The following is a 23,819-nucleotide window of genomic DNA, read 5'->3' as shown; positions in this document are numbered from 1 at the left end:
GTGCGGGGTTCGAGGTTTGAACAAGTGCTTCGAAGTTCTGGCTGTGTCTTGAGCCTTAAGTCAAAGACTATGTAAGGATAGGTGAAAGCAATGGGAATTGAATTGAATGATATGAATATGCACCAGCTGGAGGACGTATTATTTGAGACATCGAGATTCAATGATAAGGATTTTCAAACCTTCAAGGAAGCTCTGCTGGATATGTATGGAGGCATAAACACCCAGAACCTGAAGAGAATCATAGACTATGTGGAAAGTGAGCTTGGATTGAAATCTGATGCGGATTTGACTCATTTGGACACTAATCAAAAGGAAAAAATACTTGAGTATGCTACTAAATTGCAATAACAAAATATGTATAAAGCCCACTGCTTAATAGCTGTGGGCTTTATGTGTTTGCCTGTGCTCTGCAATAAGCAGGTCAACCATCCTACCGTAGCTTTTGACACCATCCTTCTGATTATTGGCTTTAAGGTAGGTATTATTAATTCTGTTTGAGGTACGTTCCACCGGCCCTTCGTACTTATCCCAAAACTCATTAAGTGCTTTTAGGTCTCGGAGGACTTCTTTGCTGTAATTCTTAGATATTTCTAAATATAAATCCGGATCGCTTTGATGAAGAGCGTTCATAGAGTTTGCCAATGCCAGCAGTATTCCGGAATATTTGAAGTTCACATCTGGGTGGGCGGTACATGCCAGATAGGAAATATAGTTGGCTTCATCCTCCCTGGAAAAGCCTCTCTGATGAGCCATCTCATGAGATGCCGAAGAGGGGAGTGATGAATCGGGTATTGAGACATTCACATTTGCTTCTCCGGTAAAAGGAAAATATATGCCACATATACCGGTATAATTCATCAATTCCGAAAGCAGAATTGGCTTCGGATTCCCGTAGCTGCCTGCTAATGCCGGATATTTAGGGGCTAACACTTCATAACCTTTATAGCAATTATTTAAAATATCACGGCTGCTGCCAGGTATATCCATGTTGCCGACTGAATCTGTGCTAACTGAGATTCTAAGTGCATTTGCCCTTTCAATAAGAGACTGGCACAAACTCTCCAACTCTTTGACAGAAGCTGGTCTGACCTCAAGACCTGCAATACTTGCAAAGGGCATTCGGTAATAATTGAGTCCCCATATGCCTACAAAGCTGAAAAACCCAATGCTGATTATAAGTAGAATATTTACTGCATATTCAATCAGCAGCATGAAGCTGTTGGCTCGCCCAGAAAAAAACTTTATCAGAACAATTATGGTATAAACAATAAAAGCAGCAGGAACAAGTATGAAAATAAGCTCAGCAGCAGAAAAAGGAAGTATGCCCGTAACTTTACTGAGCATACGGCCTAAAGGCGGATACACTTCTTCTGAGTAGAGTCTCTCAACCAGGTCTGGCCTTTTTGCAGAAATATAAATAAGTACCATGCCTAAAGGAAGTAGTAAAGATATTGCAAGCTTTCTAATTATTATTTGGTTTCTCATTTTATGTTCCAGCTTTCCATATAAAATCACAATAAATAAATGATGCGACGAAGAAACCGAAGAAACGGGAACCACTGAACACACGGATGTTCCACGGATTCCTACGGAATAACACGGTTATTTAATATTATATATTGCAATGCTAGAGAATTTTGATACTTACTTCATTATCGATTATTACTAATACTTCAGAGAATTTTTCACCGTGTATTCAGTGGGTTTCAGTGTTTTTCCGAAGGAAATCCGTGGTACCCGTTCCCCATTTACTACTTCGCATTATTCTACAAGTATGTACTAAATTACTATTTACTAATACTATATTATAGCAAGGATTTGAAAATTTGAAAATTAGGAAAAATGATGCTTGACATAACTCTCCCGTCAGTGTAGAATTAAACAAATTTACATTTTACGGCGATGAAGAGGATCAGTAGAGAAGAAGATTCTAAAAGAGAGGAAAACTCACCGGCTGAAAGGTTTTCTGAGATTATTTTTCTTGAACCCGCCCTTAAAGCTGCAGATGAAAAGTCTTGCCGCAGACCTGCGTTATGGGCGTTCAAGAGGATTATATATTTGAACTCTTTTCTAGAGAGGGTTTTTTATGTATATTCAAATTGGGTGGTACCGCGAATAGCCTTCGTCCCTTTTATTAGGGATGGAGGTTTTTTATTTTGCTGATTTATATTTTTATATTGGAGGTATTTTATATGAAGAATAATGATGATTACACAGCTTCGGTAATACTTAAAGAAGCGATTATGGATAAATATGTACCCGATGATTTTTACTCAACAACCAATCATACTACAATGATATTCAGTGGTGGAAGCTGGATAACGGTTCAAAACCAGAGGATGGATGCAATAATAGTTGTGAATGGGAGTGGAGCATGCTGCAAGAAGCTGCGTGACATAAAAAAAGGAGATTGGCTGGTCTGCGGAGATGCAGGAGTTAGGGTGTTGGATCAGGTGGACGGCGGAGATAAGGAGAGTTTTGGTTTCATGAACAATTGTGTTTCGTCGGAGAGAAGAAACGAGCTGATTATTAGCGAGCTTGCAGAAAGCATTATCAATAACAATAAGAAGGTCATACTTGTATTAGGCCCTGTTGTGGTACATACAGGAGGAGATGCATATCTTAGGGAGCTTATTCGGGAGGGGTATGTCTCGAGCATACTTGCGGGTAATGCTGTTGCAGTACATGATATTGAAAAGAGTCTTTACGGAACTTCCCTTGGAGTATGTGCGAAATCCGGCAGATCAGTGCAGCAGGGTTACCGCAATCATATGAGGGCTATTAATCAGGTGAACAGGTATGGAAGCATAAAAGGAGCAGTAGATGCAGGGGAAATAAACTCGGGCATCATGTATGAATGTGTTAAGCACAGCATTCCGTTTGTTTTGGCAGGCAGCCTAAGGGATGACGGACCGCTGCCGGATACCATAACAGACATGATAAAGGCACAGGAAGCTTATTCAAAGCATCTTATAAACTCGGACATAGTAATAGTACTAGGCAGCATGCTGCATGGCATAGCTTCCGGAAATATGCTTCCTGCAAGTGTAGAAATGGTATGTGTAGATATAAATCCTGCGGTTGTGACCAAGCTGAGCGACAGAGGCAGCAGTCAGGCTGCCGGAATAGTTACGGATGTCGGGTTGTTTTTAAACCTGTTGGTTAAAGAACTAAAAGAAAAACAGCTGCTGCAAGTTGTTTAATATTAATTTAAAAGACTGCCTAAAATTAGTGCCCAAAGTTTTGCACATGTCAAAAAGCTTGAAAATGCTTTACTAATGCCAGCTTGATAGCTTAGCAAAAATTAAGTAGACTGAACACAATTACATTAAATGTTAAATATATATCAATCGGTGCCGGTTATCCGGCACTCTTGCATTTTTTGTCGTTTTGCAGGTTTTATTGTATAGGCGCAAGGATGCTTTGAGGCGTTGAAATTCATGATAATATTTTGACAAAGAAATATAATAGACGTTGCTGTAAAAGCTGGCACGATAATTGCTAAATATTTAACAATGAAAGCTATTGCTTCAGAATACTATTTATAGCTGATAAAAAGTTTTTATAAAAGGGAAATTGCATGTCCCGAAATGAAGGAGGAAGCATTTATGAACTTTAGCCTGACTAAAGAACAGGAAATGGTTAGGAAGCTTTTAAAGGAGTTCAGTGAAAAGGTCGTGAAGCCGCTGGCGGCAGAAATCGATGCAACTGAAAGATTCCCGCGAGAGACAGTGGAAAAGATGGCACGCTTTGATATGATGGGAATTCCATTCCCTAAAAAGTATGGCGGTGCTGGTGGAGATAATCTGACCTACGCAATTGCGGTTGAAGAGCTGTCAAAGGTATGCGGAACAACCGGTGTAATACTCTCAGCGCATACTTCACTTGGAGCTCAACCAATATATCAGTATGGAACAGAAGAGCAGAAAATGAAATACCTTGTACCCCTTGCCAAGGGTGAAAAGGTTGGTGCGTTTGGTCTTACAGAGCCTAATGCCGGTACTGACTCTTCAGCCCAGCAGACAGTTGCTGTATTGGACGGAGACAACTATATATTGAACGGTTCAAAGGTATTCATAACTAACGGAGGAGAAGCGGATATATATATAGTATTCGCAATGACTGACAAATCAAAAGGAAACAAAGGCATTAGTGCTTTTATAGTAGAAAAGGATTTTATAGGCTTCAGTATAGGCAAAAAGGAAGAAAAGCTTGGCATCAGAGGTTCAAGCACGACAGAGCTTATATTTGAAAACTGTATAGTTCCTAAAGAAAACCTTCTGGGACAAGAAAACAAGGGCTTCGGGATAGCGATGCAGACACTTGATGGCGGAAGAATAGGTATTGCGGCGCAGGCGTTAGGAATTGCTGAAGGTGCTTTAGATGAAGCTGTTAAGTATATGAAGGAAAGAAAGCAATTCGGCATGCCGCTTTCATCCTTCCAGGGCTTGCAGTGGATGATAGCGGATATGGCAACAAGAGTAGAAGCTGCCAGATTCCTTGTATATAATGCTGCTGATAAGAAGGACAAAAAGCTGACCTTCTCCACAGAGGCTGCAATGGCGAAGCTGTTTGCCGCAGAGACTGCAATGGACGTTACTACAAAAGCAGTGCAGATTTTTGGCGGTTATGGATATACAAGAGATTATCCGGTAGAGCGAATGATGAGGGATGCAAAAATAACTGAAATATACGAAGGTACTTCACAGGTACAGAAGATGGTCATTGCTGCGAAGGTACTGAAGTAACCATAGGAGGTTGTAAATATGAAAATAATTGTTTGCATAAAGCAGGTTCCGGATACAAATGAAGTTAAGCTGGATCCTAAAACTGGAACGCTTATAAGGGATGGAGTTCCAAGCATAATAAACCACGATGACATGAATGCATTGGAAGGGGCTCTTGAGCTTAAAGACAGATATAAGGATGTAGAGATAACGCTGCTTACAATGGGCCCACCTCAGGCAGATGTGGCGCTTAGGGAAGCTCTTGCGATGGGGGCGGACAGGGCGATACTCGTATCAGACAGGGCATTTGCAGGCGCTGACACATGGGCTACCTCAAATACTCTTACAGCTGCAATAAAGAAGATAGGCAGCTTTGATATGATATTCTGCGGGAGACAGGCAATAGACGGAGATACAGCTCAGGTTGGACCGCAGGTAGCGGAAAAGCTTGACCTGCCTCAGGTCACATACGTTCAGAAAATTGAAGTAACCGGGGATAAAGTAACTGTGCAGAGAGCACTGGAAGACGGCTATGAGGTAATTGAGGTCAAAATGCCCTGCGTGCTTACCACAATAAAAGAGCTTAACACACCAAGGTATGCAAGCGTCAAAGGTATATTTGAAGCGTACAGGGAAAAGACAGTTGAAAATTGGACTGCAAAAGATATTGAGATAGACCCTGAGATTATAGGTCTGAATGGTTCCCCTACAAATGTCAGGAAGACTTTTACACCTGAGCCTAAGGGTAAGGGGACAATGCTGCCTGGTTGTGATAAGGATACAGTATGTGACCTTTTCGGCAGACTCAAAGAAAAATATATAATATAAGATTGGAGGGCAAAAAATGAGTGTTAAGATATTATCGGATAAATGTTTAGGCTGCAAGCTTTGTATGAAGTCCTGTCCCTTCAATGCTATTGAGATAAAGGACGGCAAGGCTGTTTTAAATGATAATTGTACAGGCTGCGGAGCCTGTGAAACCTCTTGCAAATTTAAGGCTATAGAAGTTGAAAAAGTAGAGAAGCCGGTAAAGGATTTGTCTGCATACAAGGGGGTCTGGGTATTTGCTGAGCAAAGGAACGGCAAACTGATGGGCACAGCCTTTGAACTCTTAGGTGAAGGAAGAAAGCTTGCTGACAAATTGGGAGTCGAATTATCGGCACTTCTTCTTGGAAGCAATGTAGCCGGCCTGACGGACGAGCTGATTCACCACGGAGCAGACAGGGTAATACTTGCAGATCATCCTGAGCTTAAGCTTTACACTACCGATGGCTATACAAAGGTTATAACTGAACTTGTAAACAGCAAGAAGCCTGAGATAATACTGATAGGAGCAACCAACATAGGAAGAGACTTAGGCCCAAGGATTGCTGCCAGGCTTGACACAGGGCTTACAGCTGACTGCACAAAGCTTGAGATTGATGATGAGCAGAAGATCCTGCTTCAGACAAGACCTGCCTTTGGCGGAAACATAATGGCGACAATCATAACGCCTAAGCACAGACCTCAGATGTCCACCGTAAGACCCGGAGTTATGAAGAAGATGGTACCTGACAGCAATAGGAAGGGCATAGTGGAGAAGGTTGAAGTAAAGCTTGAAAAGAAGGATATAAGAACAATAGTAAAAGAAGTGGTCAAATCTGCAAAGCAGGCAGTTAATCTTATAGATGCCGATATTATAGTATCAGGGGGAAGAGGACTTGGCGGACCTGACGGTTTCAAGCTCGTGGAAGAGCTTGCAAAGGAGCTGGGCGGGGTAGTTGGCTCATCCCGTGCTGCAGTTGACAGCGGTTGGATATCCCAAGACCACCAGGTAGGACAGACTGGAAAGACTGTAAGGCCAAAAATATATGTTGCCTGTGGAATATCGGGAGCTATACAGCACCTGGCAGGAATGCAGGGCAGTGATTGTATAATAGCAGTAAACAAGAATCCGGATGCTCCGATATTTGATGTGGCTGATTATGGCATAGTAGGTGACCTTCATAAGGTAATACCGATGATGGTTGAAGAAGTAAAGAAGGTAAAAGAAGCTTAAAAATAATGTTATAAAAATCACCATGTACTAGTTGACATGGTGATTTTTATAACATTATTTGTTGTATATAATAGCGGATCGGGAATTATCTATTTCCTCATCAACAAATACCCTCATGGCACCTGGTTCGCGATTATCCCAGGTATAATAAGGAATAGCCAGCCATTGTTTTCCATCTGTACTGACCTTCAGTTTCATGATTCCTCCAAGCATTTGAGAATCCCAGATTGTATCAAATCGAGTGAATCGTGTTATATAAATATCATCAATTCCAAGAGGGTTATCTGCTTTCTCAAAAGCATATATTACCGGTCCTCTCTGGAGTGCTGTCTTGCCAGAATCTTCTATAACACGAGGATCCATATGTGTCTTTCTGACTGTCATAACAAAGTCGATACTTAGTGTGCTGTTTTTTTCTAATATTACATCCATGCAGACATAACCCTTTTGCATATGAATTGATGGACCAGTTTTGCCGCTATACTTATATGAGTACTCTTCGCACCAATCAGGTACTCTGAAGCATAAAGTCGGACTGACATTTTCTTCGGCGGAGAAATTTATTTCTATTTTGCCATTCCATGGATAATCAGTTTTCTGAGTTATGTTGACATTAATGTCGTTGATTCTGATATTTCCTGTTGAACTGATATATTGGTTTATATATAACTGCCCGTGATCTTCTGCATATATATATTCTGAAATGCAGGGTATGAATCGGGCGATATTGGTGGGACAGCAGGAGGTTTTGTACCATTCCTGACGTCTTTTATGTTCACCCTCCAGGAAGGCTTGACCGGTTACCTCCAAAGGGTTGGCATAGAAAAATCTGTCTCCGCTCAAAGACACTCCTGCCAAGATACCGTTATACAATTCCTTTTCGATTATGTGGGCGTATTTGGCATCTTTATGGAGAAGATTCATACGATGATTGAAAAAAACCATGCCGATTGCCGCACAGGTCTCTGCATAAGCTGAAGCATTGGGTAAATCAAAATCATCTGAAAAGCCCTCATTTTCCGAGCTTGATCCGATTCCTCCGGTTATATACATGTTGCGATGCACAGTATTCTCCCAGATTTTCTCTAGAGCAGCGATATAATCCTTTTTATTGAAATACTTTGCGACGTCGGCCATTCCTGAATACATATACATTGCTCGTACAGCATGTCCGCATACAAAGGATTGTTTTTCGACTGGGAGATGATCCTGTGCGTATTCACTTTTATAAAACAGTTCTTTTTTATCGTCAATATAAGGACGTGTGGAACTTATATAATGTCCGGAACCCCTTTCTGAAAGCAGCCAGAGTGAAAAATTCAGATACCTTCTATCACCTGTGAGTTCATATAGCTTCACTAATGCCAGCTCCGGCTCTTGATGCCCTTCAACCCAGTGATTTTTATCCGACCCGAAAATGCTAATCCAGTGCTCAACCATTCTAATAGCCACATTAAGCAGTTTGTTTTTGCCTGTTGCACGATAATATGCGATTGCTGCTTCAATCAAATGTCCACCGTTATACATTTCATGTCGGTCCATGTCAGTCCAGCGTCGGCTTTTATTTTGAGGATCTATGGTATAAAAGGTCATTAGGTATCCGTCTGCCCATTGAGCAGAAGAAACTGAGTCAATTATTTCATCAAGCTTTTCTTCCAATTCAATGTCGGCATACTGCAGCAAGCTATAGGATGCTCCTTCAATTGCCTTGTATACATCTGAATCATCATAAAAGCGACCTTCGAATTCCAACTCTTTTGGTAAAGGCTTTTCCAGGCCTATTTGCAGGTACTTTTCTGCCTTAATGAAGTTCTCTACTCGCTTTGATTCAAAACAGCGATTGATAACCGTACGAATAGTTACTTCATGATGTGTCTTCAAAATTCGGTCCCAGAACAGCGAGTGGATTTTCACATCGGTAAAGGACACTGCTCTGCATACACTTCTGGAATTTTCATAGTCCCCCATTAATGTCGCACCTTCTTCATAAATGTAAAATGAGTATTTACATTTTTATTTTAATTATGAAAAATACTAAATACTATTTTAAATCTGAAATTATTAAATGTCTATGAAAATTATTGAGATTTGTTAATGAGGAGATATGAAAAGGAGGGTATAAGGAGGGTAGGTTAGAAGTATGCGTATTTATTTTTTGACATTCCGAATACGGAATCTGCCATAAGTAAAAGGGCTCGATGCCCCCGAATTTTTATTTTTGGAGGGGAAAGTGAACTTGCTTAGACTGCGTTGTGTTAAAACCGCTAGAGCATGAAGTAATGCAATTGTAAGGTTTCGCAAAGTTCTGTATTAATATTTTCAAAATAATATTATTTTTGCTAAAGTTAGAAGGATTTTATAAAAACATATAGAACTATATTAGTTGAGCTATCATACAGGTATACAGTAGTACATTAATATCGCGAAATATATAACAGATTTTATACCGTCAGTTAAAACGCATGTGACAATTTTATGAAAGAGGATTGGTAAAAAATGAATGAAAATCTGAATATTAACAGACCTCCATTGTCTAAGAATAAATTTGCGAAACTACCACTTACATCCGTCAAGCCAAAAGGCTGGCTGCTCCATCAGCTTGAGCTTCAAGCAGACGGATTCACAGGACATATTGAAGAAGAGTGGGAGGATGTAGGGAAAAACAACGGCTGGCTGGGTGGCTCGGCAGAGAGCTGGGAGAGGGGACCTTATTATTGTGATGGATTAATTCCACTGGCTTATCTTACAGGAGATCCGAGTCTTATGGAAAAGAGCATGAAGTGGGTGGAATGGGCACTTCATAGTCAGAATGAGGATGGTTTCTTCGGACCCAAAGGGAATAGAGATTGGTGGCCGAGAATGATAATGATAAAGGCACTTATCCAATATTATGAAGTAACAGAAGATGAAAGAGTGATTACCTTTTTAAGGAAGTTTTTCAACTACCAGCTAAAAAATCTGGAGAATGACCCTTTGATGATGTGGGGAAAAATGAGAGGAGCCGAAAACCTATTGGAAATATACTGGCTCTATAACCTGACTGGTGACCGTTTTTTACTCGAGTGTGCTGGTAAGGTTCGAAGTCAGGCCTTTGAATGGAACAACTTTTTCAAAGAGTTTCCTTATAGGGAGTCTACCAGCAATTATCTGGATTTTCAGTATTTCATGAAATATGCATGGGATGATATATTGAATCCTACTGAATTGTCCAAGGCTGAAGCCGAAAAACTTTTTAAGACTTTTCATACAAGCCATGTTGTTAATGTTGCCATGGGTATAAAAGCTCCCTTAATGGACTATGTACTTACGGGAGATAAGAAGTATTTTGATAGTGCAAGAGAAAGTATTTATCAAGTAATGAAATATCATGGAACTGCTAATGGTATGTTTACCGGTGATGAGCATTTGAGCGGCCTTAGCCCATCTCAGGGCACAGAGTTGTGTGCGGTTGTTGAATATATGTTCAGTCTAGAGAACATTATCTGCATTACTGGTGACGGCTCTTATGGAGATATTCTTGAGGGGCTGGCCTTCAATGCACTGCCAGCTACGTTAAGTCCGGACCTTCGCAGTCACCAGTATGTCCAACAGGCCAATCAGGTGATATGCAATGTTGCTGAGCGGAAATGGTACAACAATGAGGAAGATTCAAATATTTTCGGACTGGAGCCTAACTTTGGCTGCTGCACCGCAAATATGCATCAGGGTTGGCCTAAATTCTGCCAAAATCTTTGGCTGAAGGATGTTGACGGGGGACTTGTATGCATTTCTTATGCACCCTGCGAGGTCTCTTATAAAACAGAATCCGGAGAGATGATTATCTTAAGCGTAGACACAAATTATCCATTTGAGGAAAATGTAACGATAAAGATATCTGCAGACAGTCCGCAAAAGCTTGATATCCGCTTCAGGATACCTGAGTGGTGCAGCATGCCGGAAGCAAGAATAAACGGAGAAGAACTCAGTATTGAAGCAAAGAGCTTTTTCTGCGTAGATAGGATTTGGAATGACAGAGATATTATAGAAATCAAGCTTCCAATGAAAATCAGCATTAAAAAGTACTACCGGAATTCCATCTCAGTAGAAAGAGGTCCGCTCATATACTCTCTTGGCCTGGGAGAACAGTGGAATGTGATTGAAAGGAGGAAATGGCTTTCAGACTATGAAGTACTTCCGACTACTGACTGGAATTATGGGCTTGATATTGACTTCAAGGACGTGGAAGGCTCTTTTGAGGTTGTAAAGTATGATATGGAATATCAGCCTTTTGAGCTGACCAATGCTCCTGTTAAGCTGATCTGTAAGGCAAAAAAGATACCAGAATGGACTCTAGAGTACAATTCTGCCGGAGAGCCTCCGTTTAGTCCGGTATTTTCATCAGAAGCTGAAGAAAACATTGAGCTTGTACCTTATGGAAGTGCACGGCTCAGAATTACGCAGTTTCCATATATTGCAAGATAAACAGTATGTAAAGTCTTTGAATACAAGCTCAAAGGCTTACAATAAAAAAAGGGGGAATATCGATGAGTAAAAAACTCAAAAGGACTATCTCATTAATACTCACATTAGTTATGCTCACCACTATTACAGCTGGCTGCGGTAGCAGTGAAACTTCAAAACCCGCAGAGGCAGAAAAGGAAAAGGTGACTTTGAAGTTCATGTATTTCGGATCTACCATTGAGAAGGATGTAATTGCAAATATGGTAAAAAAATATATGGACACACACCCCAATGTTATTATTGAGGCAATTCACGTTCCTGATGATAATTATGATACAAAAATGTCCACACTGGTAGCCAGCGATACAGCCCCGGACATAGCATACTGCAATGAGCAGCAGACCTTTGATTACGCCCAGCAGGGAAAAATTCTCGACCTGAATCCTTATTTTGAAAAGGACACAAGCATAAAGCCTGAAGACAGATTTGACCAAGGCAAATATTATATCGGCAGCAAGCTTATTGGTATGAATACAGCAATGGAATCTATAATGCTTTTCTACAACAAGGAAACTTTTGAAAAGGAAGGCATAGAGCTTCCTCCTGCTGAAGTCGGTAAAGCCTGGACCTGGGACAAATTTGTTGAAGTAGCAAAAAAACTTACAGTGGACAAGAATGGCAAGCATCCTGATGATCCCGGCTTTGATCCTGAAAATATAATACAGTACGGATGTACCGTCAGTACATATTGGACATACTTCTATCCCTTTGTTCTTAGTAATGGCGGCAGTGTTGCAAGTGAAGACGGCAAAACTCCTATGGTTGACAAGCCGGAGTTCTATGAAGCTGTGCAAAGGGTAGCAGATCTTATGAACAAATACCATGTGGCACCGAACCCTGCTCAGAGAAAAAGCATGCCCGGTACAGTTACTGCCCTTCAGACAGGTCAGGTAGCTATGGCTGTAGCTGGTCAATGGTCAATCCTTGATTTCAACGCATCCAAGGTGCCTTTTGGGATAGGTGTACTTCCAAAGATCAATAAGCCTGTTACTATCGGTTTTGGAGCACCTACGGTAATATTTGCATCTACCAAGCATCCTGAAGAGGCATGGGATTTCTACAAGTATCACAACTCGGTTGAAACAGCAACGGAATTGTTTGCAAACGGTCTTTGGATGCCGATGGAGAAGCAGTATTATGAGAAGCAAGAGCTTTTGGACAAGTGGGTGAAAAATGATGCACATCCCCAGGAATATAAAACTGCTGTTGTAGATGCATTTTTAAATTCATCAGAACAGCCTCCAGTATACTACCTGAAGAACTGGGGTAAGATTACCGAAACCATGTCAGCAGCACTTGATTCTGTCTGGATGGGTAAGGAATCTGCGCAAAGTGCCTGTCAAAAGCTTCAGGAGCAGCTTACCCCTATGATACAAGGAAGATATGACGAAAAATAACTCTTAAAGGTCGTTCTCCTTCAGCAGTATACTGCTGAAGGAGAGCTCAAAATATGGAGGAATGCTAGATGTCCAAAAATACGGCATACTACAACAAAAAAGAAGCAAGATGGGGCATAATTTTTGCTCTTCCTGCAATTCTGGGTTTTTTTCTATGGACTGCAGGACCTATGATTGCAAGCCTATTAATAAGCCTTACTGACTGGAAGATAGGCGGAACACCTAACTTTATAGGCATTGACAACTACATACATATGTTTACAAATGATCCGCTTTTTCCAAAGTCAATTTGGGCAACACTTTACTTCGCCTTGGGCAGTGTCCCGCTTATATTGATTTTTTCCTTTCTGGTAGCGATATTATTGAATCAGAAAGTAAGATTTATGCCGTTTTTCCGAACGGTTTTCTATATGCCTTCTATAGCTCCTGTTATCGCAAGCTCTGTCCTCTGGATGTGGCTTTTTAATCCTGATTTCGGATTGCTTAACAATGCTCTTCAAGCTGTGGGACTGCATAAGCTTATGTGGATATATGATGAAAACCAGGTCATACCCTCTCTCATAATGATGAACCTGTGGGGTATGGGAAATACCATGATAATATTTCTTGCAGGACTTCAGGGCATACCGGAATATCTGTATGAGGCTGTGGATATAGACGGCGGGAATTGGTGGGATAAGTTCAGAATAGTAACCATACCGATGATGAGTCCCACTATATTTTTCAACATGGTAATGCTTATAATCGATAATATGCAGGTGTTTAGCAAGGCTTATGTAATGACTGACGGAGGACCGAACAATTCCAGCCTTTTTTATGTGTTTTATCTCTACAGGACAGCGTTTACTCATTCTGAATTCGGATATGCAAGTGCACTTGCTTGGATACTATTTATTATTATTCTTATTCTTACCATTATTGTGTTCAAGACTTCAAATAAATGGATTTATTATGAGGGGGGAAGCAAATAGTGAGTTATAAAATGCACAATCAAACTATTTCAAAAACAAAATCCATTACGAAAACTATTTCATATATATTGCTTATTATTGGAAGCATGATTATGGCAGTGCCTTTTATCTGGCTTATCAGGAGCTCACTGATGGAGCCAAGGCAGATTTTTACCTTTCCTCCGGAATGGATCCCAAAGCCATTTGTGTGGTCAAACTATAAGAATGCCTTGAAAGCAGCACCGTTTCTTATCTATCTAAAAAATACAATGTTTATTGTGGTGTTCGTAATGGGGGGCACACTGCTAACCAGCGCTCTTTCTGCATACAGCTTTGCAAGATTCAATTGGCCGGGTAAAAAGCTGATGTTTTATCTATTGTTAAGTACTATGATGCTTCCTTATGCTGTTACACTGATTCCCAACTTCATACTGTGGCATTGGCTGGGTTTCACAAATACCCCTGTCCCGCTTATAGTTCCCGCCTGGTTTGGAGGAGGAGCCTTTAATATTTTCCTGTTAAGGCAGTTTTTTATGACCATACCCAAAGAACTTGATGAAGCAGCACTGATTGACGGCGCGAATTATTTCCAGATTTTCTTTTTGATATTGCTGCCTTTGATGAAACCCGCATTGGCAGTTGTAGCTATTTTTACATTTATGGGTACATGGAATGATTTCCTTGGACCGCTGATATATTTAGGCGATTCGAATAAATACACCCTTGCCATAGGTCTTGCACAGTTTAAGGGAAATTATGCAGCACAGTGGAATTACCTGATGGCAGCTTCCACAGTTGTGATTCTGCCGATAATAGTGCTTTTCTTTGTTTGTCAGAAATACTTCGTACAGGGAATAACTCTCACTGGTCTGAAGGATTGATATATAAGTACTGAGAATAATATACAGATGTAATATGTTTCGCGATAATCATACTACATTGTTTCTTTCAGAATATCGCAATATCACTTTCATTTGTATCGTTAAATGCTTTTACTCCATGAAAACTATTTGATGCGTTTAACATAGCCCTTGACTTATTTGCTGTTGCATTGATTATATTATATAATAATCATAATATAGGGGTTATGTGATAATAAGCATAAGTTCGGTTAAAGGATGACAATTGAAGTGAAAGCCAGATTCGACTATTACAAGATTATTAGAGAGGGCTGCAGATGATTAAAAGGATGACCTTGTGTGATTCTATTGTTGAGGAAATAAAGCTTTATATTCAGAAGAACAACTACAAACCCGGGGATAAGCTTCCCAATCAGCTAGAATTCTGTGAAATGCTTGGGGTAAGCAGGACATCTCTAAGAGAAGCCCTTAAAATACTCCAGGCTGTCAATGCTGTTGAAATAAAAAACGGCAAAGGCATTTATATGAAGAAAACCGAGAATTATAAGATTCAAGCTGATATAAGCATGGAGGATAAAAAAAGGTCACTGCTTGAAATGCTAGAGATGAGAAAAGGCATGGAAGGACTTGCCGTAAAGCTATCTGCTGAAAGGGCTACAAATGATGAAATCGCTGAGATAGAAAGGGTGCTGAAGATTATGTCTGAAAAGAGCTCTAGGGGGGAGAGCGACCCTGAAGAAGATAAGTCTTTCCATAAGGCAATATACTATTCCAGCAAGAACAGAATACTTATAGATATGTTGGACAACTTGTATGTCATTCTCGATATTATGTGGAACAATCCCCTGGGCATAGGAAGCGCAATGAATGAGTTCAAGCTTCATAAGAGGATGTTTGATCATATAAGGAATAGGGAGGGTGAGAAGGCTGAAAGAGTATTTTGGGAATTGATGGACTCTGAAATAATGATGATAAAATATGTTTAATGGATATACATCAGACCCAGTTACAGGACTAATTGGTTTTGAGCCTCTTGTTCGGTATGGAAAGCAACCTTGCGGAGACCTTGTACATGGACTCCAACAATACCAATTAGAATAACGAAATTCTATATTATAGAATTTCTCAGGCTGCTGACAAATAAAGTTTGTCAACAGCCTTTTTACATATAATTGCTAAGGAAAAATAGGAGCATTGTGTAGTAAAACGGAAGACCAGCCGCTGTTTTCTTAATGAGCATGTTCATTAAATGTTTATAGCATAAAATATTCCATAGCAACCTTGACGTGGAAATATTGATGGAATATAATTTGGACAGATGTAAGAATTAATGGAGGGGCAATGATATGAGCAAAATCAATTATGACAAGATATCGGAATTATATGATTCTGTGAGGTCGGGTGATCCTGAAGTTATAGCATATATACTAGAAAACAAGCTATTAGGTCATGAGTCAAAGGTTTTGGAAATAGGCTGTGGTTCGGGGAATAATACTGTACTTATGGCTGCTGCAACAGAAGCTGAGGTGCATGGTCTGGATCAATCAAGGGGAATGCTTGGCAAAGCGGAAAAGAAGAGTGAAAGGATACACTTTATTCAGGGGGATGCAGTAACCTTAGAGGGTATAAAGGATGAAAGCTTTGATGCAGTGTATATGGTGGATGTGATACATCATATTGGGGATATTGCAACGATGTTCAGAAATATATACCGAGTACTGAATAAGGAAGGAATGGTTTTTGTATTTACTGACACGCACGAAAAAATAAGAGATGAGCGTCTGACATGCAAATACTTCCCGGAGACAATAAAAGTGGAGCTTGAAAGATACCAGTCAACTGATCGGATTCTTGAAGCCATGAAAGAATGTGGGTTCAAGAATACGAAGCTTGAAAAGCTTAAGTGTGAAGAACGGCTTGATGCGGGGGACTATCTGATAAAGGTGGCAGAAACGAAGGGATATTCGGTGTTCCACCTGATATCTGATGATGCAATAGAAAGAGGCATACAAAGAATCAGGGAGGATTTGAAAAAAGGTCCGGTTGCTTATATGCCAAATACACCGGTATTTTCAGGGGCAAAATAAGTTATATGAATAACCTTCCCTGTCCATGCAGAAATACTGGATAATGCAATCTGGGAGGTTCCTTAATGAAAGATTTGGTACCTTGGACTGCTTCAAGTATCAACAGTCAAGAAGCAAAAAAACAATCCGGAATAGAGAAGCAAAAATCTGATATGGGATAGAGGGTATTATGCATGATGCGTTGTATTGTCTGCATATAGTAATTATATGGGAATTTATTTATAATATAGTTATAGAAGAAAGGATGATGTAGATATGAAGATTGTAATTGCACCTGATTCCTTCAAAGGCAGCTTGTCTGCCAGTGCGGTTTCGGTCAATATAGAAAAAGGCATAAGAAAAGTATTTGAATCTGCTGATATCTTGAGTATTCCAATGGCTGATGGCGGTGAAGGCACTGTTCAGTCCCTGGTAGACAGTACAAAGGGGGTAATAGTGAACACCAAGGTTAAAGGCCCTCTTTTAAAAGAGGTAGATGCTTTCTATGGAATATTAGGTGACGGAATAACAGCTGTTATAGAGATGGCAGCGGCATCAGGGCTTCCCTTGCTTCGCGGGGATGAAAGAAATCCTATGAAAACTACGACTTATGGTACTGGGGAGCTTATAAAGCATGCCTTAGACAAGGGCTGTAAAAAAATAATAGTCGGGATAGGCGGCAGTGCTACTAATGATGGCGGGGCCGGTATGATTAAAGCCTTAGGCGCTAAGCTTCTTGACAACGATGGAAATGATATAGGCTACGGTGGAGGATGCCTTGATAAAATTGAAGTCATAGATTTGAGCAGCATGGATGAAAGACTTAAAAGCTGCAAGATAGTTGCTGCTTGTGATGTGGATAACCCGCTAATTGGCCCTAGGGGAGCTTCTAACGTGTTTGGTCCTCAAAAGGGTGCTGATCCGGAAATGGTGAAAATATTGGATAAGAATCTTGAACATTACGCGGAAGTTGTTGAGAGGACTATAGGAATCTCAATTAAAGACTACCCGGGAGCCGGGGCGGCAGGGGGACTGGGAGGAGGACTGCTGGCATTTCTGGGTGCAGAGCTTAAGAGAGGTATCGATATTGTAATAGAGGCCACGGGTCTTGAAGAAAAAATAAAAGATGCAGACATAGTGATAACCGGTGAGGGAATGATGGACTACCAGACACAATATGGCAAGACACCCTATGGAGTGGCTCAGGTTGCAAGAAAATATAATATACCCGTATTAGCTATAGTCGGAAGCGTAGGGCAAAATGCAGAAGCACTGTACGATTTGGGCTTTAGTGGTATTTTCTCGATTATTAACAGGCCTATGACGCTTACAGAGGCTATGTCAGAATGTGCAGAACTTTTGGAGAAGACTTCCGAAAGCGTTATGAGGATAGTCAAAGCTTATTTGAAACCTTGAAATTAATGCAAGGTTCAGATTAATTATAATTTAAAGGGGGAATTGAAATGGCACAAGGTCCAATATTAGTAGTAATTCTTCTTGCTGCAATAATATTTATAGTATTGGGCACTTCCAAGCTAAAGATCAATGCTTTCCTGGTACTTCTGCTGGCAGCCTATGGCGTTGCTTTTGCATCCGGTTTAAAAGCTGCAGAAATCGGCGGTTTGGTTTCAAAGGGTTTTGGTGATACTCTAACAAGCATCGGAATTGTCATTGTCGCAGGTACTATCATTGGTACAATTCTGGAAAAGTCCGGTGCTGCGATAAAAATGGCAGAGGTTATACTGAAGCTGGTAGGAGATAAGCGTCCTACAATTGCAATGAGCATAATAGGCTACATCGTTTCAATCCCGGTTTTCTGCGACTCCGGCTTCGTAATCCTTTCATCACTAAACAAGACCTTGGCGAAGAAAACAAAAACATCATTGGTAGCAATGTCAATAGCACTTGCGACAGGATTGTATGCCACACACACCCTTGTACCACCTACACCAGGACCTATAGCAGCTGCAGCTAACCTGAAGCTTGACAATCTCCTGCTGGTAATTGTTGTAGGTATGATTGTAGCAATTCCGTCAGTGATTGTGGGTAATATCTTTGCAAATAAGGTTGCTTCAAAATATAAGTCCACTGAAGATGCAGAAAAAGACAGCAGAACCTATGAGGAGGAAATTGCAAGGTATGGCAAGCTTCCCTCTGCTTGGAAGGCTTTCTCGCCCATTGTAATGCCTATAGTATTTATGGCACTGGGTTCAATTGCTAAATTCCCGGGTAATCCTTTTGGTGAGGGTGCATTTAAGAATTTCCTCGTGTTTCTTGGTACACCGGTAAACGCTTTGCTGCTTGGTGTTGCATTTGCATTTTTATTGCTACCCAAGCTTAATGAAGAGACTTTAAATGGATGGATAAGCGAAGGACTGAAAAGCGCTGCTATAATACTGATTATTACTGGGGCAGGCGGCTCACTGGGCGGAGTTATTAAAGCAACTCCCATAGGAGCTTATATCGGCGAAAGCTTGCAAACTTTAAATGTCGGAATCTTCCTTCCCTTTATTATTGCTGCAGCTTTAAAGACTGCGCAGGGGTCATCTACAGTATCGCTTGTTACAACATCAGCCATAGTATTTCCACTGCTGCCATCAATGGGATTGGCTACTGATATAGGAAAAGTATTGGTAGTAATGGCCATAGGTGCAGGTTCAATGACTGTTTCTCATGCCAATGACAGTTACTTCTGGGTAGTATCGCAGTTCGGAGGTATGGATGTCAAGACAGCATACAAGACTCAAACGGTAGCAACACTATTTCAAGGGGTAGTGACCATACTAACTGTGTTTATACTTTCTTTGATATTATTATAAGCCGCAGTTTGTGTTGGAGAAACCTTCTGCCAGCTTTAGGATTATTGCATCGATGAATTTGTTACTAATTAAAGAACCATGATATAATATTAGAATATCATGGTTCTTTAATTACTATATAATATCTTGGAGGATGTCCAAATGGAGAAAAGTTTTTCATCTAAAGCTCTGGAGGTTAATCTTGCGCAGACCCGCGACAAGGAGATTGACATACCTCTGGAACACCAGTGGTTTGGTGAGCTTTCCAAGTCCTACTGGGGAATATATAAGCGCACACAGGAATTCATAAAAGAGCTTAACCACCACTATATCAACTATCAGTATGTGATTGAGAACCTGCATAATATAAGCCTGACTGACCTGTGGTTCTATAATTCTCTTGAAGAGTCTGAAAAGGCACTTACTGTACTTGTTAACATATTTAAGAAGCTTTTTGAAGCGAACCTTAAAGAGAGTCAGAGAGAGCTTCTTATAACAACACTAATAAAATTCATGGACAGACTTGCAAAGCTAAGGGATTTTCCCAAAAGCATTATTCACCAATGCATAGATATAATCAAAGCTGACATGGAGAAGCATGAGCTTCTATATATACGCAACTCAGGATACTTCAAAACTTATCTGAACAAAATAGCTGAGCTGCCGGAATACAACCAGACTATAGTGGATATGACGGGGGTATTGCTTGGGAAGTGCATTGATTATTGGGAAAGCACTTCAAATGTAGAAAAATGGTTCCAAGAAAAAAGCTCACTATTTCATTCAGAATACAATGACAAAATTATTCTTATAGGAAAACCATTCTTTGATGGACTTAGAGCACAGCTTGCAGACGCAACTCAATGGAAGGAGCTGTGCGAGCTGCTCTTTTTCAATGACATTTCCAATTACTTCCGCAGATTCAGCGAACAGTTTGATACTTCTCTTGAGAAGATATACTACATATTCTATCTGCTTCATTTGCCTGGGATGACACAGCTTAACAACCACTTGCTTTATGATATGAACAGGCTGCTCCGAAATGTACTGAAGGAGCTGGATGAAAATGATACGATGACTTTTCTTGCCAATATAATTGCACTTTTTGAAGAGCTGAAGGAACAGCATGCGGGGACGGTATTGGACTGCATTCAAACCTTGGGCAGAGAGGTCATAGATACAGGAGACCATGAGGTTATTTCTTATTTTGTAAATGGGCTTATAAGATTCGGCTTTATATATCCCGGTGAGCTTTCAGTTAACAATGATTGGCAAATACAGGTGGATACCAATCATGTCAAGAACATAAGGGTTTGGCTTGAGCTGGTAGAGTATTCGCCGGATGCCATGAGGGAGCTTTTGTCTGCGCTTATAGTAAATTTGAAGCTGGGTGGGATATTCATATCTGATACAGACCTTTTCCAGAGAGATGTCACAAAGCTTCTGAACTCAGACATAGCCCCTGTATATAAGCAAATGAAGCAGCTTGCCAGAATATTTCCCGTATATTTCAGGGAAATAGGCGCAGAAGGCAAGCTGAGGGAAGTAACTACAGCCGTAGATGAGCTATCCAGAAGAAAAGACAGGCTCATTCATTTTTTGAGGAAGCAGATACATACTGAGAGCAATAATACGCATATAGAGCTAACCAGGAAGATAGTGCAGTACTGGTATGACGGGAATATTGAGCCACTGAAGAAGGTTGTACCGGAAGATGTGATTGAACAGTTGGATATCAAGAGCGAATGGTATATACATGTCCATGATATCCTCGCGGAGCTTTGCTTAAGGAAGGAAACCACCCCAATGCATCTGCTGCTAATAGATGTAGATGAGCTTGAACAAACTATTTCTGCTATTTCTTCAAGCAACAGCCGGGATAAAAAGAGAGTCGGCTATATACTGGAGCTTCACTCGCTGCTGCTGGAAAAATATACATTGGAATCAGAAGATATAATATCAATGCTAAAGAGCTATAGATTTTTCAGCAACAAGGATATAGAAGGGCTGCAGGAGAATCTGGAGAGAAATGAAATAGGTGCAGCCCTTGGTCATGTCTATAAGCTGATGCAGCATCTGAAAAAGATAATCGTAGACCCTGATACAAGCGAAGCCTTGGAGAACATATATTATAAACGTCATATAGCGATAGGAATACCTTCGATGTATGGGCAGTATATTGAACCAAAGTTTGAAGCGCTGGGGTTGATGTTCAGACTTGAAAAGGCTGCATCAAAAATGATGGTAGAACTGCTGCAGTCTGTTAACTTGGAGTATATAACGGCGAAGACCTTCAGACATGTTTACGACGTATTGGAGCTTTTCAAGGAAGGACTTGAACTGGATGGCATATACAATCAGGGGTTTAATTCCAACTTCGAAATGTTCAAGTACAGCCTTACTTCCCCAAGCTTCTCACTGGATCAATATATAAATATATTCCAGTTTATGGCGCAAAATATCAAGCAGATAATAAGCGAATACTTTCTGGATGTTTATGAACGGCCGCTAAAAGAGGTTATACCTCAGGTGCTCACTTTTAAAGGGTCATTATCAGAGCCGGAGAATAAGCAGCTTTATCACATGGAATCTGAGAAATTCTTAAGAGAAGTCCTGTTTTCTGCTTTCTTAGTACAGGACCTGGATAATTTCATAACCAACATAATCAGCACCTTAAGAAATATGATAGACAGCTACTCCGGAGATATTATAAATAATATGATGACATATGACCCTGATTTGACTATTAGCCCTCTTTACAAGGAAACGGTTGAGATGGATAATCCCGTGTTTCTTGGAGCAAAGGCATACTTTTTAAAGAAGATGATTTCATATGATTTCCCTATACCTCCGGGCTTTGTACTCACAACGGAAGTATTCAGGCATAAGAACACTGTTTTGGAGCATCCGTTTATGGAGCAGGAGATGGACCAGTTTATACTCAATCATATTTGGGAGGTGGAGAAGGTTACCAGGCAGCAGTTCGGAAATCCCAAGAATCCGCTGCTGTTTTCGGTCCGATCAGGTACAGCCATCTCGATGCCCGGTGCTATGCGGACCTTCCTGAATGTGGGAATGAATGATGAAATAGCTGAGATTTTCAGCCAGAAGACTGATCACGCATGGACTGCCTGGGATTGCTACAGGCGTTTTATTCAGAGCTGGGGCATGGCTTATGGAATCGATAGAGATATATTTGACAGTGTGATACTTCAGCATAAGGAAAGGTACGGAGTGGAGCAGAAAATACAGTTCACTCCTGAGCAGATGAGGAATATAGCTTATTCTTACAAGAAGGTGCTGGGGGATTATGGAGTCATAATTGAAAAAGATCCATTTAAGCAGCTAAAGCAGGCTATACACAACGTAATTGAGTCATGGTCCTCCCGAAGGGCGATATATTATAGAGAGCATCTGCAGATTGCAGATGAATGGGGCACAGCGGTCATAGTTCAAAAAATGGCTCTGGGGAATTTATCTTCCGGCTCTGGAACTGGAGTATTATTTACCCATAACCCATTGAACGATAAGTCGGGCATAAACCTATACGGTGATTTTACACTGTGCAGTCAGGGCGAGGATATAGTGTCGGGGCTTGTGCATACTCTGCCTATCTCTGAAAGCCAGCGCAGGGAGTTTTACAGCGACTGCAGCTTATCACTCCAGTCAGCTTTCCCCAACATTTACAAGGCTTTGCTGGATTTGTCCACACGGCTCATTGAAAGATATGGTTTTGTGCACCAGGAGATTGAATTCACATTCGAGTCCGACAATCCTGATGATTTATACATCCTTCAGACAAGGAACCAGAAGCTCAAAAAGCAAAAGACCATTGCCACATTTGTACCGGCCCCGGATGAAATGAAGCTGGTGGGACGTGGAATTGGAATTGGCGGGGGTGCGATGACCGGGGTTCTGTCCTTTGACATGGATGATTTGATGGAGTCCATTAGGAAGAATCCTGATGAAAAACGTATATTGGTAAGGCCGGACACAGTTCCTGACGATATACCGATGATATTCAACTGTGATGGGCTTGTTACCGGCAAGGGGGGAGCTACCTCCCATGCTGCAGTTACTGCGGCAAGCCTGGGAAAAGTATGTGTAGTGAACTGCAAGGGATTGCTGGTCAATGAAGCAGAAAAAAGGTGTACTATTAATGGAGTAAGCTTCAGCTCTGGTGATAAGATATCCGTGGACGGCAATCTTGGAAATGTATATGCAGGTGCATACGAAATTCAATATGAATAATATCTATGCAAAATAACTGCATTAACTTTGTATATCGACTCACACAGTATAAGCTTTGGACAGAATTAGAGCTCGATACTTGTAAAATCCTAACGCACATAAACCCAACGTCCAAAGCTTTTGCATAAGCAAAAGGTTACATCTAGTAGTGGGCGTAGCCCACATCATGGTATGTGCTAGGTTTACATCACGTAAACCTTACGGATTTTCCTACGTATCAAGCTCTATTCTG

General features: G+C 40.8%; 16 protein-coding genes and 1 other annotated feature. Of the genes, 14 read left to right on the top strand and 2 right to left on the bottom strand.

The annotated features are described in order from the left end of the window. Nucleotides 1–90: 90 nt before the first annotated feature. Nucleotides 91–348, top strand: a complete 258-nt coding sequence (locus tag VEB00_09905; protein HYF83326.1) for a hypothetical protein — start codon at nt 91–93, stop codon at nt 346–348. A gap of 24 nt (nt 349–372) precedes the next feature. Here VEB00_09905 and VEB00_09900 read toward each other — a convergent pair whose 3' ends face one another. Further along, the gene (locus VEB00_09900; GenBank protein HYF83325.1) at nt 373–1,485 is read right to left on the bottom strand and encodes a DUF3810 domain-containing protein; all 1,113 of its coding nucleotides are present in this window, start codon (nt 1,483–1,485) and stop codon (nt 373–375) included. A gap of 408 nt (nt 1,486–1,893) precedes the next feature. Further along, nucleotides 1,894–2,133 (top strand) — a binding site (T-box leader). A 59-nt stretch (nt 2,134–2,192) separates the two neighbouring features. On the opposite strand from VEB00_09900, the gene VEB00_09895 reads away from it, so the two are divergent. From VEB00_09895 to VEB00_09880, 4 genes are all read left to right on the top strand, one after another. Beyond that, entirely contained in the window at nt 2,193–3,203 is a 1,011-nt protein-coding gene (locus VEB00_09895) for a TIGR00300 family protein (GenBank protein ID HYF83324.1), read from the top strand. Nucleotides 3,204–3,608: 405 nt separating this feature from the next. Continuing rightward, nucleotides 3,609–4,748 (top strand): acyl-CoA dehydrogenase, encoded by a 1,140-nt coding sequence (locus VEB00_09890; GenBank protein HYF83323.1) that lies wholly within the window; start codon nt 3,609–3,611, stop codon nt 4,746–4,748. 18 nt (nt 4,749–4,766) lie between these two features. Further along, on the top strand, nt 4,767–5,555 hold the full coding sequence (locus VEB00_09885; GenBank protein ID HYF83322.1) for an electron transfer flavoprotein subunit beta/FixA family protein: 789 nt from the start codon (nt 4,767–4,769) through the stop codon (nt 5,553–5,555). A gap of 16 nt (nt 5,556–5,571) precedes the next feature. Continuing rightward, nucleotides 5,572–6,765 (top strand): electron transfer flavoprotein subunit alpha, encoded by a 1,194-nt coding sequence (locus tag VEB00_09880; GenBank protein HYF83321.1) that lies wholly within the window; start codon nt 5,572–5,574, stop codon nt 6,763–6,765. 54 nt (nt 6,766–6,819) lie between these two features. Here the strand turns inward: VEB00_09880 and VEB00_09875 are convergent, their stop codons facing one another. Continuing rightward, a complete protein-coding gene (locus VEB00_09875) occupies nt 6,820–8,733 on the bottom strand; it encodes a beta-L-arabinofuranosidase domain-containing protein (protein ID HYF83320.1) in 1,914 nt (637 codons plus the stop codon). A gap of 528 nt (nt 8,734–9,261) precedes the next feature. Here VEB00_09875 and VEB00_09870 point away from each other — a divergent pair. The 9 genes from VEB00_09870 to VEB00_09830 all read left to right on the top strand — a co-directional run bounded on the left by VEB00_09870 (nt 9,262) and on the right by VEB00_09830 (nt 23,587). Beyond that, nucleotides 9,262–11,226 carry a beta-L-arabinofuranosidase domain-containing protein gene (locus tag VEB00_09870; GenBank protein ID HYF83319.1) on the top strand — a complete coding sequence of 655 codons (1,965 nt, stop codon included), beginning with the start codon at nt 9,262–9,264 and terminating at the stop codon, nt 11,224–11,226. A 62-nt stretch (nt 11,227–11,288) separates the two neighbouring features. Further along, nucleotides 11,289–12,662 (top strand): sugar ABC transporter substrate-binding protein, encoded by a 1,374-nt coding sequence (locus VEB00_09865; protein HYF83318.1) that lies wholly within the window; start codon nt 11,289–11,291, stop codon nt 12,660–12,662. A gap of 68 nt (nt 12,663–12,730) precedes the next feature. Beyond that, nucleotides 12,731–13,633 (top strand): sugar ABC transporter permease, encoded by a 903-nt coding sequence (locus VEB00_09860; GenBank protein HYF83317.1) that lies wholly within the window; start codon nt 12,731–12,733, stop codon nt 13,631–13,633. Then, on the top strand, nt 13,633–14,493 hold the full coding sequence (locus VEB00_09855) for a carbohydrate ABC transporter permease (protein HYF83316.1): 861 nt from the start codon (nt 13,633–13,635) through the stop codon (nt 14,491–14,493). The genes VEB00_09860 and VEB00_09855 overlap by 1 nt, the downstream gene beginning before the upstream one ends. A gap of 296 nt (nt 14,494–14,789) precedes the next feature. Next, entirely contained in the window at nt 14,790–15,458 is a 669-nt protein-coding gene (locus tag VEB00_09850) for a FadR/GntR family transcriptional regulator (GenBank protein ID HYF83315.1), read from the top strand. Between the two features lie 360 nt (nt 15,459–15,818). Next, nucleotides 15,819–16,559: a class I SAM-dependent methyltransferase gene (locus tag VEB00_09845; GenBank protein ID HYF83314.1), complete on the top strand. Its 741-nt coding sequence runs from the start codon at nt 15,819–15,821 to the stop codon at nt 16,557–16,559. A 255-nt stretch (nt 16,560–16,814) separates the two neighbouring features. Next, nucleotides 16,815–17,954, top strand: coding sequence for a glycerate kinase (locus VEB00_09840; protein HYF83313.1), 1,140 nt, complete (start codon nt 16,815–16,817; stop codon nt 17,952–17,954). Between the two features lie 47 nt (nt 17,955–18,001). Further along, nucleotides 18,002–19,357 (top strand): GntP family permease, encoded by a 1,356-nt coding sequence (locus VEB00_09835; GenBank protein HYF83312.1) that lies wholly within the window; start codon nt 18,002–18,004, stop codon nt 19,355–19,357. Nucleotides 19,358–19,498: 141 nt separating this feature from the next. Next, the gene (locus VEB00_09830; protein HYF83311.1) at nt 19,499–23,587 is read left to right on the top strand and encodes a PEP/pyruvate-binding domain-containing protein; all 4,089 of its coding nucleotides are present in this window, start codon (nt 19,499–19,501) and stop codon (nt 23,585–23,587) included. Nucleotides 23,588–23,819: the final 232 nt, after the last annotated feature.

This window comes from Clostridia bacterium (assembly GCA_035628995.1).
In the GTDB taxonomy this organism is placed as follows: Bacteria; Bacillota; Clostridia; order Lutisporales; family Lutisporaceae; genus BRH-c25.
Note: the sequence above shows the minus strand (reverse complement) of the source record. Positions and strands in the feature narration are given on the sequence as shown.